The 16,768-nt window shown below is 41.3% G+C and carries 15 protein-coding genes and 1 pseudogene; all 16 read right to left on the bottom strand.

The window, feature by feature from the left end:
- Positions 1-192 precede the first annotated feature (192 nt).
- A pseudogene (locus tag E5983_RS01805) lies at positions 193-393 on the bottom strand (AAA family ATPase); the annotation flags it as partial.
- 121 nt (positions 394-514) lie between these two features.
- Entirely contained in the window at positions 515-1,201 is a 687-nt protein-coding gene (locus E5983_RS01800; RefSeq protein WP_160332213.1) for a hypothetical protein, read from the bottom strand.
- Entirely contained in the window at positions 1,198-1,854 is a 657-nt protein-coding gene (locus tag E5983_RS01795) for a hypothetical protein (protein ID WP_160332212.1), read from the bottom strand. The genes E5983_RS01800 and E5983_RS01795 overlap by 4 nt, the downstream gene beginning before the upstream one ends.
- Positions 1,855-1,863: 9 nt before the next feature.
- A complete protein-coding gene (locus E5983_RS01790) occupies positions 1,864-3,471 on the bottom strand; it encodes a phage tail tip lysozyme (RefSeq protein WP_160332211.1) in 1,608 nt (535 codons plus the stop codon).
- A gap of 10 nt (positions 3,472-3,481) precedes the next feature.
- Positions 3,482-3,736, bottom strand: coding sequence for a hypothetical protein (locus tag E5983_RS01785; RefSeq protein WP_414486746.1), 255 nt, complete (start codon positions 3,734-3,736; stop codon positions 3,482-3,484).
- A gap of 9 nt (positions 3,737-3,745) precedes the next feature.
- The gene (locus E5983_RS01780; protein ID WP_160332210.1) at positions 3,746-5,695 is read right to left on the bottom strand and encodes a virulence factor; all 1,950 of its coding nucleotides are present in this window, start codon (positions 5,693-5,695) and stop codon (positions 3,746-3,748) included.
- Between the two features lie 10 nt (positions 5,696-5,705).
- Positions 5,706-6,353, bottom strand: coding sequence for a hypothetical protein (locus E5983_RS01775; protein WP_160332209.1), 648 nt, complete (start codon positions 6,351-6,353; stop codon positions 5,706-5,708).
- Positions 6,353-6,658 (bottom strand): DUF5592 family protein, encoded by a 306-nt coding sequence (locus E5983_RS01770; RefSeq protein ID WP_160332208.1) that lies wholly within the window; start codon positions 6,656-6,658, stop codon positions 6,353-6,355. Before E5983_RS01770 ends, E5983_RS01775 begins: the two co-directional genes overlap by 1 nt.
- Positions 6,659-6,745: 87 nt before the next feature.
- Positions 6,746-7,027 carry a BRCT domain-containing protein gene (locus E5983_RS01765; RefSeq protein WP_160332207.1) on the bottom strand — a complete coding sequence of 94 codons (282 nt, stop codon included), beginning with the start codon at positions 7,025-7,027 and terminating at the stop codon, positions 6,746-6,748.
- A 5-nt stretch (positions 7,028-7,032) separates the two neighbouring features.
- A complete protein-coding gene (locus tag E5983_RS01760; RefSeq protein ID WP_160332206.1) occupies positions 7,033-9,210 on the bottom strand; it encodes a pLS20_p028 family conjugation system transmembrane protein in 2,178 nt (725 codons plus the stop codon).
- Positions 9,211-9,311: 101 nt separating this feature from the next.
- On the bottom strand, positions 9,312-9,794 hold the full coding sequence (locus E5983_RS01755; RefSeq protein ID WP_160332205.1) for a hypothetical protein: 483 nt from the start codon (positions 9,792-9,794) through the stop codon (positions 9,312-9,314).
- Positions 9,795-9,943: 149 nt separating this feature from the next.
- Positions 9,944-13,003: a VirD4-like conjugal transfer protein, CD1115 family gene (locus E5983_RS01750; protein WP_160332204.1), complete on the bottom strand. Its 3,060-nt coding sequence runs from the start codon at positions 13,001-13,003 to the stop codon at positions 9,944-9,946.
- The gene (locus E5983_RS01745) at positions 12,996-13,229 is read right to left on the bottom strand and encodes a hypothetical protein (protein WP_160332203.1); all 234 of its coding nucleotides are present in this window, start codon (positions 13,227-13,229) and stop codon (positions 12,996-12,998) included. The genes E5983_RS01750 and E5983_RS01745 overlap by 8 nt, the downstream gene beginning before the upstream one ends.
- A 159-nt stretch (positions 13,230-13,388) precedes the next feature.
- Positions 13,389-14,447 carry a hypothetical protein gene (locus E5983_RS01740; protein WP_160332202.1) on the bottom strand — a complete coding sequence of 353 codons (1,059 nt, stop codon included), beginning with the start codon at positions 14,445-14,447 and terminating at the stop codon, positions 13,389-13,391.
- Positions 14,448-14,452: 5 nt separating this feature from the next.
- On the bottom strand, positions 14,453-14,806 hold the full coding sequence (locus E5983_RS01735) for a TrbC/VirB2 family protein (RefSeq protein WP_160332201.1): 354 nt from the start codon (positions 14,804-14,806) through the stop codon (positions 14,453-14,455).
- Positions 14,807-14,873: 67 nt separating this feature from the next.
- Entirely contained in the window at positions 14,874-16,709 is a 1,836-nt protein-coding gene (locus tag E5983_RS01730; RefSeq protein ID WP_160332200.1) for an AAA family ATPase, read from the bottom strand.
- Between the last annotated feature and the right edge of the window lie 59 nt (positions 16,710-16,768).

Raw genomic sequence — 16,768 nt, 5'->3', positions numbered from 1 at the left:
TACAATATTTGTCGTTTTGAACAGATCAAACGACTGAATTTGAATACATGGGCTTAGTGCGCCCAAAAATCAGAATTCTCCCGATAATCGGGATAGAAAAGTAGGAAATACAAGGACTCTTGCTGGAAATTAGAGGGCAAGCGTCCCTTCTTTTTTTATATGACGGAATACTTCTGGTTTTTAGAGGTGCCCTTCATACTCTCCCGTCTGAAAAATATCATAGATGGTTTTTTCACTGGTCACATCAAAGGAGTGACTAAGATTACATTCCCTGGCACCATCAATCAATAAGACCCGCTTATTCTTTTCAGTAGCCAACCACCACGCCTGATTATAAGCATGACTACTTTTTCCACCGCCACCTTTATCAAGGTTAATGGTTTGTATCTTCATAACCCCCCCTTCTTAAATAGAAAAGTTATATAATTCATCTGACTCTATTATCCTATAAATACGGCTTTAAGTCAAGAAAAATACACAATAAATTATATAACTTATTGTGTATTTTATTGTATCATTGTTGGACAAATCCATACTGAACTTCTGTAACTTTTCTATCATCAGTACCTGATACTTTAAAAGTAAATACCATATCACGAGTCGTCTTATAGTCGCCAGATAGATCTGCTTCATTGACATAGACCTGATAGGTAATCATAGCTACATAGGTCACCTCGGCTGCTGCTGATTTTGACCAAGAAAGCCGTTCTAATTGAGTTTGAACCAATTTTGATTTGAGGCCATTAATATCAATATCATTGTCCTTAATTTTTCCGACTAGTTCCTTGGGAACAGGAACCCGATAGTTAGGCGGCATAATGACCTTGAGTAGCTCCTCACTTCCCTTGACAGCGCCTGCTTCCAAAATCTGTCTTTGCTCATCATACTCTTGGCCATTTTTCCAAGAGAAGATTGTGTTGAGATAGTCGGTCACAATATGTTCATCCTGTTTAAGCTCGCTGAGAGGAAAGCCTAAAAAGTCCTGGACAAGTTTTTCCTGTTCCCTGCCCAGTTCTTGGCCAAGTTTTCGAGTCTCTTCTTCCTTCTTCTCCTTGAGTTTACGGGTAGACTCTAGTTCTAGGTTTGTTGAAATCAGGCTTTTAGATACAGATACCGTTAAAGGCACTAAGACAAGAAGAGCTGTCAATAAAACTACAATGATCGACCGTAAAATGATCTCTAGTTTAATCGGTTTTCTCATTGATTATCACCATCCTTCCCTTGTTCACTTGAAGAAAGGACACCAACCTCTCCTGATCCTGGTACAAAGACATCCGTCGGCGCCAACCATTCCAAAGTCTTGACCATAGACAACAATTGAAATTTATTCGCCTCCTCATTGTACCAGACCTTCATGAGAAGTACGGTTCTTCCCTCCCCATCAACAATACTAATACTATCAGCTGCTTGTACTGTGAAGGTAAAGTCAGGAATCTGACGGTTAAGAACCATTTTCCAATCAGATCCACGGTAAAGGAAGAGTTCCCGACTCTCACCTAATACCATGACATCATCAATCTTTTCTCTCAGTTTCTCGACTTCTTTCGCCTGCTTCTCTTTTTCAGCTGCCAATAGCTCTTTCGATAACTTGAAATACTCTTCAAAAACCGTCTTTTTCCGGTTTTCTAATTCTTCATAATTCTTTAGAGTTTGGCCATTTTGAATAGCTTTTAGCAAGGTTTCATCCTTATTTTTCTTAGTGTCCAAGGTTACAATCGCTGCCTTTTCCCCCAGTAACTGATTCTCCATATTCTGCTTATCCTTATTAAAGACTTGATAAACAGTAAATGGAATAATCGTTAGCATTGCTAAAGTCGCAACTGCCATCACCTGTCTATTCCTTTTTTGGGTCATTGTCTCCTCCTACTTAACTTTCCCTGCAAGTCTCGGATCTTCTTTAGTGGTACCATCGACACGAATCTGTAAGGGGTTCGGCTGAATAAATTCATCACCTAGGTAGTTAGGCGCAGCTGTATCAAACCAGCCTACTTCGATGCCTTCCAACACGAGACCTGGATCGATGATAGGATCATCAACGCTGCCGCCATAATTCTTTTCATCCAAGTTAATACCAGTCCACAAGTTAACACCATTGGCCACCGCCTCCGCATTTAGAACCCCGAAATGTAAGTGAGTGAGTCCTGGGGAACCGGTATCCCCTTCTGTGCCAATTCGTTGCCCTGCCTCAATCTTATCGCCAATCTGGATATTGCCATAAGCTCCATCAATCAATAGATGGGTATACTCTAGGACAACCGGTTTATCCAATCCAGTATCGGCAGGCTCACTTTTAATCAGGATTTGGCCAAAACCAGGACTCTTGCCGACAACGGTTCCGTTGTAAACTGAAAAGATCTCCCCCTTTTCCCCTTTTGGCGAGAAGGCAATTCCCCAGTCTGCTACAACATCAATCCCGTTATGAGTAGAGAATCCAAAGTTAGCTGCTGCTATGGTGCGAGCTTTGTTGTAAGTCCGAAAAGCTGCTGTCCAATAGTAATCATGATTATAGGGGTGCCCACCCTTACCTTTGGCAGAGGAGGAGGATTTCCCACAGTTATTTGCGTTCTTTTCAGAATTTTTCTGAGCCGACATAGTATTGGCCTGGCTAATAATCGATTTCCCATAGTCCGTGTCCACCTTCTCCTTACCAAGGCGAACAGCCCAGTTTGTCGCATATTGTTGCCGCTGATCCAGATGAACCAAACCACCTCCGCCTGGAGCTTGTCCAGCATACTCATAGTGATTGAGCCAAATGGCAGCTCCTTCGGCTGGCGAACTAGCTGCAGGCATGGCCTTAATTTTTTCCAAGCGCTTATAATAATAGTCACCTTCGGCCGTATAGGGCTTGAAAAATTCGCTGCTATCTGAGAAAGCAAACAACAAGATACTATCAATATCGGCCTTAGTTTTCTTATTAGCATCTGCCCAATCAAAATAGGGCATAACCCCGTTGTAACCAGTCCATTGCCAGATACCAAAACCAACCCAGTGACTGCCATCAGGGGAACCACCTCGGTAACCTTCATCACTAAGGCCGCCTCCATAAGCAGCAATCACTGAATTAAATCCGTTCACAAACAAGGCCTCCGCCTTGGTACCATGTTTCTGAATCTCTCTCACAGCATCCTCAACACTATTGGCATTCGCCCAGTAACTCCAAAGGTGATTCAGCTCCACAAAAGGCGGCATCAAAGAACTTTCTTGTTCCGCATTTCCAATCGCCCCATAGGCCTTGTTTTCATCGAGGCCATACTCTAAAGCGACCGCTTGAATCTTTTTAGCGACTAGCAGTTGATCTTCTGTCACACTGGTTCCTTCTGGAGCTTGAGCAGCAGTGCCAGAACTAGTAGCAGCTGCTGAACAATCGGCATCCTGACCTCCCGAAATAGCTCCAAAAATACCAGCCAGGAGAGTAACCCCCATCCAAAGAATAACGATAAAAACAGAGAGACTAGCTAACCATTTTTTCATCGTTCAATCCTCACCAAAGATTCAAAATCGTTCTTAAAATAGCGTAAAAAACTAGAAAAACAAGAACAGCAACCCCTAGCTTTTTCAGAGATTGGATAAACTCTTGATCTCTTTGTTTTTGTGCCTCTAAGCGTTCCGGATCAGATTCTTCGGAGGCAAAATAGGCCTTTTCTTTCTCCATGACAGCTTTCCGAATAGCAATCCCACTCTTAACAGAAGCTACTGTTCTTCCAATAAATCCAAAAATATTACGTGATATGATGATTTCCTTTCCTTATTGAATCCCACCGTAGCGGCCTAGTTCTGGTGCTAACAACTGCTGGTTGAAAACCAGGTTCCCCACCCCAGCAATATTCAAAAACAACTGCCCCTTAATCAAACGTGGCAAAGTTTCCAATTCTGACTGATTCATCGATCCTGCCAGGGCTTGAGCCAACAAAGGGATACTGGTTTCATCGGTCTGAGCAAAAACTCTATACTGCATCAAGCCGAAAATCCGCTGCACGGCTGTTACATAAGGATCCTTATGACTGCCTTGACCTCCCTCAAAAAGAATCCCTCGAAGCGAGTTCACAGATAGAACGACACCTGCAAAGTTATCCCCCATAGAATCAATAATATCTGCTAAAAGCTCCACACTGCTTTCATACTTAGGATTAATCAAGGTCTGAGCTTCACTGATGTTTACAATGTAGTGCTGCATATCCATCTCAGATAAGGATGGGTTCTCTTTCATCAGCTGTTTGCAGCGTTTTCCATTATTGACAATATCAGCCGATACTAGGGAGAGCACAGAAAAGATTTGAGCATTTAAAAGTTGCGGCGTTCCCTTTAGTCCAGAAAAATCAAAAGTGACCACTTGTTCTGAAGTAATGTCTCGAAACTCTGTTGTCCCTTCAAAAATATCCGCATGCGTCGTCAGAAGTTCGTTAAAAGTATTGTAGATTCGTTTGACCGAAGCTAATTCCGATTCATTGGAACTCTTCTTCTGTTCCAGCTGCCGACGATAGTCATCTACATACAAGACAAAATCAGACAGAATCGGATACTCTTCATTGACCAGGTCAGTCGCCTTGAGTCTTTCAGGGTGCAATTTCGGATTACGAGCCCATAGCCCCTCTGAGATATAAAAATCATTTAAGAGGGTTCCAAAAGTGGTTAAATCATCGCCACTAACATCCTCATTCAAGAGCTTGAAAATACTCTTCAATTTTTGCGTATGCAGGTTATAGGATTTTTTCTTATCGACCTCTGTCCCGTCTTCGTTAGTGACTGTTGGAAATACTTGAAAAATATTGATGCGGTTAGCTTCTCCTGATAAATCCAAAATCAAGCCATGTTGTTGCCGAGTCTGATCTAAGAAAGTCCCGTTGGCATCAAAATTCCGAATAAACTGCCCTTTAGCGTAAAGACCATCAGTATGCTTCAACAAAAATGATCGCTGTCCCATTTTAGGGTTCCCCGATAAAATCATAAAGGAACGAGTCCGCCGGTCATTCCGCTCTAAGAAATTAAAGTTGACCGCTCCCTTGGTGGGAGTCCAACCAAGATAGACCCCTCGCTGATCCTCGAGCTTGGTATGGTTAAAAAAATAACCCCCTGCCACATCATGGGCAGGAACAGGAATCCCCCTGCGACTGTTTGGCAGATCAATCTGGTATTTAGCTGGAATGAAGGGAGAATGGTATTCAAAATCCAGCTCCCCTGCAAGAATTGTTGACTTGAAGTTAGAAGTCTTATCCTTAACCTCATCGACTTTTCTAAATAACTCACTCTCTGTAGAAGCTGATAGAAACACTCGAACATACATCCCTAACATGGCAATATTCTTCTTGTCAATTTCTCGATTGAGAAGTTCCAGGTCTCGGATTTCATCTAGCTCTTTCTGGTTATTGGCGATTTTACTGTTCCCAGTAATCCTAGTCGACTTTTCTTCAATCGAATCTGCAATTTCTTGAGCCAAGACCCTATTATTTTCCCGATAAAGGGACAAGAATGCTCTGGTTCCTGGAATCAATAATAGTTCCGACAACCAAAAACGATCCAGATCTTTAGATGGATATTCGTAAAAATGAAGAACTGTATGATACCCATCACCATTAATCCAGTAACGATCATTTTTCCGGAAATCAATATTGCCTTGTGGTTGAATCTGACTCAAAAAAGCTAAATCATAGCCCTGGGATCTGAGCTTCCGCTGTTTTCTTTTTGATAAACTAGGCATCTTCTACCTCCTATACCTTCTCATTCATGTTGTTATACTGCTTCATAATTTGTACCTTCTTGTCATAGCTAATTTCTTGAGGAACAAAATCATTATTGCCATACGTTTTAGCCTTCCGAACCAGATCATCTAGTTCCATCGTTGTAGGTGCAAACAACCATAAAATAAACTCTGTATTGTAAATTTCCTGTTGAATACTTTCTTCAACACGAATTTGATTAAGCAACAACTCCTCTCGATCTTGTAGCTGAAGATACCGCCGGCTATCTACAGGCAACTTGGCCTTCTCCTCCCGAACCAGGCTCAAATGATGCCGTAAATCAGTAATTTGGGGAGCTGTATTGGTCGGTAAGGTTGTCGTCTCAATCTGAATATCTGTATTAAAATCAGAAAGCCACTTTTCAAAATTTTGAATGGTACGCATCATCTCATTCCAAGACAGGGAGCCTAAATCTTTACCTGGTATTTCCATCAATTGGAGATAACCCAAATCTACCAGTTGGATATAGGCTTGTTGGTTGGGAATAATCGACTTTACATCCAGTAAATCAACACAGGAATTCAAGTCAAAATAAGACTCCGAATAGCCTTTTCGCTCAGATACCCGCCCCAAGGGCTTTTTGTTTTCAACCGGTTTTTCAGCTTTTCGAATAGCCATTACAATTTTCCCCCTCGAATATAATTTAAACTGACATAGCGTTTGCGCCGCCGTCTAAAAAACAAGTACATACTATTCCAATTCTTCTTCCCGCCATTGGTAGGAAGAATCAGGTACAGACTCAAAACCGGACTCAAAATGATAAAAAGCAGCATTTGAGCCCACTGACTCGGTGGAAATACCTTCAATGCAAAGGACAAAGCCATAACACCTGAACCTCCCACAAAGACAAGATCGACCATAAACAATCCAATAATTTTGACCCGAGCATAAACATCTCTAGGTACGCCATATTTTTCATCCATAACTTCCTCCCCATTCTTTTGCCTCTATGGTAAAAAATAAAACCAATATCTCTTGTAAAGAGTCACTTCACTGCAAAAAAAGAAGTCTCATCTCTGAGACTCCTTTACTAACTGAAAAAATCGATCCTGCGTCACAATTTCAATCACTTGCCCCTCTGCTATCCTTCGCATAGCTGCCTGGTACTTCTTGGATCGCTTCTCTGGTTGAAAGAGATCCAATTGGCGGTGACCTGTGATTAAAATATTTGTAGCCGCTGAAATATAAGCATGTACAATTGCACCCCTAGCTTCAAGCAAACGAATAGCATCCTTACGACTGAGAGGCCGTAGACTTCCTGTAATAACAACTATCTTATCTTTGAAATCCATTCTCTCTACCCTTCATCTTCATCAAATTCTAGACCTCTCAGCGGATTTTGACTCTGCAGAGGTTCGCTAGGAGCACCAAACGGATCAACCTGCGAGGTTACATTAGGAATGTTCGATTTCTGGTTTGAGGATAACCTCTCTTGATCCACTTTCTGACCAGATAGCAACGGATCCTGACTTGTCTCCGGATACAGATTCGGAGCGCTCACATTGGAATAATTTCCAGCACCTACAGGACTAGGATCACTAATACCTGTAAAATCAGGAGCTGAGAGATCTGTTGCCGCCAAGGTAGGATCTGTGATTCCTCCACCGGATGAACTAGTGTTTGTCCCTAGAGACGAACCAGTACCAGAGGCAGAATCTGAGAAGAGAGGTTCTCCTCCATAATGCCCGGAACGATTCAAACCATAGTCAGCATTGGCACTCATCTTAGAATTAAAGCCTACTTTAGGTTCAGCTGCTGGATTTTTAAAGGCAGCATAAGTCGCATCATGACCAGCTTGCTCTTTCTGACTTAGATTATCTGCGACACCTCCAGCAAAATCCTTCACCTTCCCAACTGCATCTTGCCCCATCGCATCGGCCAGGTTGACCATGTTACTTAATCCGCCAGTTGCAGTATTCACAAAACCTTGATCTTTTACAGCATCACCAAAGCCACGAAGACCTCCACCTGTAGCAGACAAGCTATTTCCGATAACCCGACTTCCTCCAGCCACAAATCCAGGTACTGCCCCTGCAAGATTAGCACCCATATCAGCTGCAGCCAGAGCACCATGCCCAAATCCACGAGCGCCATTGAAAAGCGCATTTCCAGCCATCACAGAACTCATCAATTGTTGAGCTGAATCGCTTTGAGCTGTAGACACACCCAACCAACGTTCGACCATGGCAATTCCTTGCATCGTCGCATAGAACAAGCCTAGATAGACTAAAGAAGCCGATAATACCTGTTCCCACATATTTAGCCCATCAAAGAAACCACCTGATAACTTGGTAACCGCAGAGACAGACAAGGTTGGTAAATCTCGACAAATTTCTAAAACAACTCGAATGATGATCACCTCAAACATAATCCCTGCTAGAGCACCTCCAATAGTCCTCAGTAATTCTTTATACTTGGTAGACTTGGAAACGGAGCTATAACCGACAATGGGAGAAATCATAGCCTGAATGATAATATCGAAAACCGATTTAACAAATTTAAAGGCCATGGTACCTAAAAGAATCATCAGAATACCATACTGGATAAACATTCCAATCCAGTTTACCTTGTACCTCATATAAACAGGTTCAAAAGCATTTAAACCGTTCACAAATCGATGTTCTGTGATGGTCTCAACACCAGTCTGATTAGCATCTAGCCTATGAAGGAATAAGCCCTTAATTCCCTTCACTCCATATTTCTCATCAAATTCGATCTCCATATCATCAAGAACTACTCCATTTGTAGCACCATAGGTAGCCGCAAAATCAATTTTGGTCACAAAATCAAGTGTATCTCTTTTCTCGGGATCATCTGTAATATTATTGACGGGAGTTGATCCTTCCTGAACAGGTTTGATATATCCATAATTATCAAGCGGAAACAGTTTTGTTGAAAAATCATTGTCCACTAAAATTTTTAGATCAACCACATTATTTTTGATGGGCTGAATAGCCAGGGAAGAATAATCTTCCTTCCCAGAAGACAGGGTTTGAATGGCTCGGGCATCCTCAGCCATTGCTTGTGTGATAATCGTTAATCCTAAAGGCAAAGCCGTTGTCATAAAAGTGACCAACAAAAAATTAGTAATCACATTTTTATACTTAACAGGTTTTGTGAACACTCCAAGCAAAGCCGAAATAATCAGAACTAAGGTAAATATGCTTGTTCCCAGCACTTGAAACCAATAGAAAAATTGACCAATCAAGGTCGAATTATCCCCCAGGTAGCCAAATAAGCCAAATAACTTAAACATATTATTAAACACATGTTCTAAACTAACTGTGATTTGGTAAAAAACCTTAGCAATACCTCCTGGTAGGTGAGATAGATAGGACAAAAAAGCTGGGGCTGGTTCTAAGTAATTAATCCAATAGGAATAAAACTCTGCCAATTTTACAGCGTTATCTCCTTGAATATCCCCATCAAGTTTTTCTACTTCATGCATTAAATCTGAAAAGGTGCCATACCTCATGAAAAATCCTCTACTTTCTATTTGATGATTCTATCATAAGGAATAAATTAAAAATTTCTTTTAAAGGGCAACAAAAAAGCCTCATTTCTGAGACTTTCATTTTAATCCGCTACACCAGAAAAATCATAGTAAGCATTCTCATATTTATATCCCCGGAGAAGTTCAATGATTCGGATATTCTTACCACCATTTTGTAAAGCAACCTGGTAATATGCACTGGCTTTTTCAGGATTATCTCCTACAGCAATTGTAAAATTATCTGTTTCTTTTAATTCCTCTTCAAGATCCACTAGTGCTCCTCTATATTTAGAAGGGATTTTCTTAGCTTGATCATCCGAAACAACTGCATATTTAATTTCTTCACCATGGCTGTTCTTGATCAATTTCTGACTTTTATCAAAAGTTAAAGTATCTCCACCCGCTATAAATTTTCGCCCTTGATAACCAGACTCTTGCGAATATCCTGTATAGCTATCTTTCAACACATTTTTTTCAAGATCTTCTGGTGATTTTGCGCCACAGGCTGCTAGGAAGAAAATAACGAGACCACAAACTACTAAACGAGCAACTTTCCCTAATTTCATAACCTTCTCCTTTTACGTTCCTAATTTTATTATAGCTGAGACCATCGGAAAAAGCAAAAGTTATAAAAAAGATGGCCAATTAATTATATAACTTTGAGTCTAAAAAACTGAACAGAGTTGATTCCTCTGCTCAGTTCTGCCAACGATAACTACATCACATCATCCACGAAGAAATCATCGTCTAGGAAGCTCTCCTCATAGCCAGGTAAAACATCACCGCCAATCACACTAGCTACTGCGACTTCAAATAATTCTTCAGTCGACTGGACTGCTTGGGGCTGCCCTTGAATCTGAGTCCTGCCTCGACTTGCTAATTTTGGACTCTCTCCTGTATTGCTGCCGAGGCCGGCATTGAGGTGACGGCGCCAGTCAATCAGGTTTCTAAAGGCTCTTTCACCATCGATAGCCACATCTTGTAAATTCAAGTTCCGGTGTTCACTTTCAACTGGAATATCTGCCAAGGTCATAGACTGGTCAAACTCCTCTTGTAGGAACATGTAACGATAAGGCAGGCTAGTCTTGTCGTGAAGGAAAATAGGATCAGTCGTTACCTTGTGACCTTGATTATTCCGACCTTTGACACCTCGTAGAATCACGGCCTCACCCTCTTGGAGTTTGGCCAGTTGTGTAGGAGTCAACAATTCTTGTCGTACATGATCGACTGAAACATTTGGATTGGCTTCATCGAGAATGTTGCTTGACCGTCTTCTCCGAGTAATGGTTCGACTGCCTAAGCGCTTGCTGAAACGTTCATTGGTTTCTTGTGACGTCGACTTAATATAGCCCTGAAGTGAACAGTTATCCTGAATCGTTTTAGCTACATTCTCACCGTACTCAGCCACCAGCTGCTCTAAATTTTGAATCCAGAGATAATACAAGATATTCTGGCCAAGACCAATTGAAATTTTAGTATCCATGTTCGGAACGGCTGGCATGTTTGTAAACTCATCTAGAACATGGAGAATCCGATTGATACATTTTCGACCATTCGATAAGGCCAGCTCATAGTTGGCATTAAACAACTGATCTAAGAAGAGCGAGACAATCGAATTGTATTCGGTTCGATTGGGAGGAGTTACTAAATAAATGATTTTTGGATTGTCTGAGTAAATCAACTCCACATCCTGCTCCTTAATCAGGGACTGGCTAGCTTTATCAATCCTAATTTGAAGACCCCTTAACGAGGGCTTACCTGTATAAGAATCCACTCCCCCATAGATTTTTTCAGCTGAGAATTGAATTTCTACAGAACGAATAGCTGAAGTTCCATTATTGTCATGATCAAAATCGATCGAGATCACAAATTGATTAGGCAATTTAGGAGCAATACAGTAGGTCAGATAACCTTCCGCATCAATTAAGGCTGTCGCATTTTGAACATAGACTTTACCGTTTCTAGCATCTTTAATGGTAATTCTAGCGGTTTTATGGGTAAACTCATTCTCCATCAAGCGGTTCCGACTAGAACGAAGCTTGACCGATAAGCGCCTTGGAAATCCCACCGATTCCAAATCAATAGAATTTTTAGAAGTCAACTTGGCCACATTGTCTTGAAGGAATAGGTTGATTCCCGTCATCATGCTGGAGTAGACATTTCCTTTTGTCTCATCGCCTCCAAAATCCGAAGCTCGGAACTCTATATCTGCCATCTGTCTAAATTTAGAAAACTGCTTTTGATTGACTTTGCGGAGATTATCAAAATAAACGGTTAGTTTAGACTTCTTCCAGACACTCTGTCCTTTTTCTGGGTTTTCAACGATTTCCCCATCACTATCTACAAATACATCCTCTGATCCCAAATTCGCCAAAAATTTAGCAATATTGTGGATGGTAATGGTGTCCCAGGCATCCTCCTCGCCATTTTGAAAAGTTTCATTAGCTCGATCTATAAGCGCCATAGTCAAGGCATTAAACAATGAAATAGAGGACTTCCGGAAGTATTCTGAATTTCCCTTGCCTCCGCCTTTTGGCTGCGGGAAAATCGCTTCTGCAACGGCATTGACACGAGTCTGAGCCTTTTCATAATATCCCCTTTTGGCGGCCGCAATCGCTAACTCTAAGGGATTGTAGGACATTGACCAATCCATATTCTGGAAGGACAAAACTTCGACATCATAGCCACGCTTTCGCATGGTTTTATAAGAAGCTTGATAGTGTTCTCCCTTGGGATCCTGAATGACCATCGAAGGCTGCTTTTCTGCTCGACTATTAATATCGATAATTGGAGCTACACGGCTTTCCCCTTTACCAGATCGGGTGATCCCAATATCCAAAAGATTAACCGTAGCATCTTCTATATAGTAATCCCCAGACACTTGTCCTAAATTTCCTAAGATCCTCTGTGCCTGATAGATATACCTACCAACTGTTCGATTCTGCCACTTCATCTGAGAAGCTAAGGTTACACCAGCTAAATTTTTCCTCGTTTCATGTAGAACAGGCACCCCACCATCACCTGGATAAGTCAGTCTCTTGTTTGGGACTTTCTTGTACTGCTGATGAATCTCTTTAATAGTCGCAAAGCGATCGTCTCCTTCCTCATTATGATTGTAATCACGATACTGCTCAAAATTAATCCAAGCGGATCTCCAAGCAGCGATTAAACCTAAAGTAAAAATTGGAAAAGCTAGAATTGGAGCCAAGACAAAGACCCGTGCATTCAAAAGATTTTGGATCAACAAACTCGTCCAGTCAAAGGCTCTATAGAGGCTTTCATCCTTAATGGATAAAACCATGAAATAGAGATAGGGAATAATCGCTCGAAGAACGGTCACTAAATAACTTGTCAGTAAAAAAGCAAGGAAGCTAAAGCCAAGCCCCATGTAAATAAAGCTCTGGAAGGTTTTAAAAGCTAGAATCGGTTTGACCTCTTTGTTGAACCGTTTCCGCTTACGGCCTATGAAAGGGAGGGTATAAACTAGACGAAAAAGGAGATTTCCCAACCACAGACCGATATAAGTTGGTAGCCATAATGAAACCTTCCGCAAAGTCTCTACTTTCTTCAAACTTTTCAATTGAATGAGAATCTTCCTTGGATCTCTAACAGCTGCAACTAGACCTTTGCTGCATCTATGAATAGATGGCCATCCAATTTTTAACCCCCTATATCCCAAATAGCTCACTAAACTTAGTAGGATGATAAATAAGACCGTGTTTTTCTTGGACAACTGCATGAGTATATAGAGCGATATTTCAAGTAAATCAATCAATCTGTTCTACCTCCCTCCTAGGAGCAGAGAATCCCGAAAACAAAAAGATTTGTAATTGAATTTCTGGGGAAGCCGCCCAGTATCTCTTGAGGTAATTCCCCATCCATTGCTGGCAATCATAGGTAAAAACCTGTAGATGGCAACAACTCATCTGTCTTAAATAACTAGCTGCCTGCAGAGAATCCGCCAGCAGATCGTCAATAAAATGATCTTGTAGACTATCCATACTGTATCCTTTCTGATGCGTATTTCTCCCTTAGTCTACAAAATAATCCTCAAATAGTTTCTAAAGGTACAGCTAAAGGATATGTACAAAAAGTTATATAACTTAATGAACAACTTCTTGTACAAAAAAGCAGCAAGTCCTTCACCTGCTGCTTTTCAACTAATCTTCAGATTTCAAATATTCTGTTTCTTTAGGTTCTCGAACAATGATATAGCCGTATTTTGCGGAATCCTTTTTCTGAATCGAAAAGGTTTGTCGAAGACTAGCCAGCTTATCTTCCTGTTTCAAAGATAAAACATATGTCACCTCATATTCATCCTTGTCCGAATCATAGTCGATTTTCTCCAACAAAACTGACTGTAAGCGCCCTTCTTGCGGAGCGGTGTATTTAGCGTCTCCGTCTGAAAGAAAGTCAACCAATACCTCCTTGTTGCCAGAATAATAGCTGGTTAAAAAGTATCGACTAAAAACATCCACTTCATTTTCAGTTGAAAGAGTTGTCTTTAAATCCTTTAATTCTTTATAGAGATAGTTGAGTTGCTCTGTTTTCTGCGACAAGTGCCTCATCGTCCAGGCAGATAATCCAAAACCAGTCCCCGCTAATAAACCCAGAATACTCAGTAGAAGATAAACTTTTTTGAGCGATGGAATTGCTGCCTCTGCGACTGAAGAAGGCTGCTCTATTATTGGTTGGACAGGAACCCTGGAAACTTCCTCACCTTCAACTGGAAAAATTGGAAGCGAAGAATCCAATAAATCGAGACTCTGCTTATAGACTGGATAAATCTGATTCTCAAAGTATTCCCGCTTTTCTTGATAACTATAGCCTTCAAAATCTGGATGAGTCAAAATCGACTGAATAAGGGGAAGTAAAATATTCTGATAGTGACTATCAATGACTAGGGGACTCGCAAAGACTTCCCCCTCCGTTATGACTTCCTTCCCTTCTAGATGGGCAATGGCAATCTTTTTGAATTGGTACTGACCATAAACCTCTCTAAGCTCTGAAAATAGAACTTCTGCTTGATGAAAGGTCAGGCAAGGGAGCGTTTCTTCAATTGTATGATCAAAAATTTCCAGGTATCTCTGATCTAACTCTTCAATAACCCGTAAAAGTTCCGGATCATCTTCCGGAGACTTACCATCCAGCCAGCTTATTTCAAGAAATAGATCATCACTGATCAAGGGTCTCGATTTTTTTAATAAGGGAAAGTTCATCTAGATTACCCCGATCCCTTCACAAAACCAGCGAGCCACGTTACAATACTTACTCCAGCAAATACGACCACAACTGCAAGCGCAATTGCCCACCAATACTCTTTAATCTTAGCTCTAATTTCACGACCGCCAAAGCCGTAAATAAGTCCTGTCACAACCAGAGCGAGTGAAAAGATACCGATAGCAATTCCCTGGAATTTTGTAACTCCTTGATTGGATAAAGTATTTACCTTTGCAAAGGGATCGTCCGCAGACACCGATGTAGGAAGTACTGAAGCTAGAAAAGTAGCAAAGGGTATTGCCACAAAGTCTAGCTTTTCTTTTACCTTCTTAAACGGGTTTGTCAAATGATATTTCATAAATGTCCTCCTTTTTTTCTTTGACAGTAGCAGTATACAGAATCATAAGCGAAACGCTTATAAAGGGTCACATCACTGATTCATTTAAAAATAAATCGTCAGACTGAATATCAAAACGAATCTCTCGCTGATCAATCCGATGATATTCATCAGGGGCTTCTCCATCGATCCAGGCATAGATACGGTGAGCCAAGCCATTGTCTTCTAAATCAAGGCTCATTTTGGCTATCGGGGCTAAAATCTTCTGTTTGATAATCCGCTCCAAAGGCCGTGCCCCATTCTCTACATCCGTTCCGACATCTGACAAATAATCGACTAGCTCAGGCGAATAAGCAAACAAAAGCTGTTTATTGGCCATTCTCTCCTTCATTTTTTGAAGGTTTTTCACAATAATTTCCTTCCCAACCATTTCATCTAGCATATTAAAAATCAGCTTATGCTCAATTCGGTTCAGAAATTCAGGTCGGAACTCTGTTCTTAATTCTGTTCCCATGCTTTTCTCAAACTGTTTCCGATCCCTGACTGTTAAATCCTTAAAACTGCCCTTCAGCTCATACTGTTTGATAATTTTTTGCGCTCCGATATTGGTTGTAATCACAACAATCGTATTCTTAAAGCTCACTAGTCGCCCTGACGAATCTGTCAAACGTCCATCATCTAGCACCTGGAGAAACAAGTCAACAACCTCCCCGTTCGCCTTCTCAATCTCATCGATCAATAGCACACAGTAAGGCTTCCGTTTAACTCCCTCTGTCAATAAGCCCTTAGTCCCTGTTTTTCGATCTCCTATTAATTTTGTGACATCCTCTTTCTGCTTATACTCAGACATATCAAAACGAATCATGGCAGCCTCATCATCAAAAAGTCCCTCTGCCAAAGCTTTGGCTAACTCAGTCTTTCCAACACCAGTCGATCCCAAAAAGAGAAAAGAAGAGATCGGCTTGTTTTCATCCTGTAGCCCTGCCTGGGCAATCGTAACCGCATTAATCACTGTATCCACGGCCTCATCCTGTCCCTTGACCCGTTCCATAATCTTTGTTTTTAAACCTGCTAGCCGTTCTCGATCGGCTTTTAAAATCGTGGTCACCGGGATTCCTGTTTTATCCTTGATTACTTGCGCAATCTCTCGATCCGTAATCAGATTCAGATTTTCAGCTGAAGCAATTGTTGCTGCCTCATCAATCAGATCAAAGGCCTTATCCGGTAAAAAACGATCGGTCAGATAGCGAACCGATAGTACCACGGCTTGTCTCACTGCCTCATCACTAATCTTTACCTGATGAAAGTTCTCATAAATGAATTTTGCCTGCTTTAAAATCTCAATGGCTTGGGGAATGGTCGGCTCCGCCACCATCACAGGCTGCATCCGTCTCTCTAACGCTCGATCCGTTTCAACATACTCGTGAAATTCATCAAGCGTTGTAGCCCCAATCAGCTGAATATCTCCACGTGCTAAGGCAGGCTTAATGACATTTCCAGCATCCAGCGCTTGCCCTTCTTGACCTCCAGCACCCACAATTGTATGAAGCTCATCAATAAAGAGAAGATTCTCGCCTCTCGTTTCAATCATCTCCTCAATAATCTTTTTAAACTTCACAATAAAGCCCCCATCGGCTTCTGACATCAAACTGGATAATTCTAAAGAGCGAACTGTTAAATTTCTCAGTCGAGGAGCGACCTCACCCTTTAAAATGGCCAAGGCCAGCCCTTCAACAATCGCAGTCTTTCCGACTCCAGCCTCTCCCACTAAAATGGGATTATTCTTGCTTCGTCTGAGTAAGGAGATTTGAACCGCCCGGATCTCTTTTTCTCGACCGTAAACCTGATAATCTTCGGACTTTTTAGCAACCTTCTGAGATAGATTATCCGTATACTTCTCTAAAAATGGTGTTACCTGTTTCATTTTATTCCTCCTTTGATAGTTCCATCATAAGAAATACTTCCAAAATCTCTTGTAAAGGG

The organism is Streptococcus danieliae (assembly GCF_009767945.1).
Classification (GTDB): Bacteria; Bacillota; Bacilli; order Lactobacillales; family Streptococcaceae; genus Streptococcus; species Streptococcus danieliae.
Note: the sequence above shows the minus strand (reverse complement) of the source record. Positions and strands in the feature narration are given on the sequence as shown.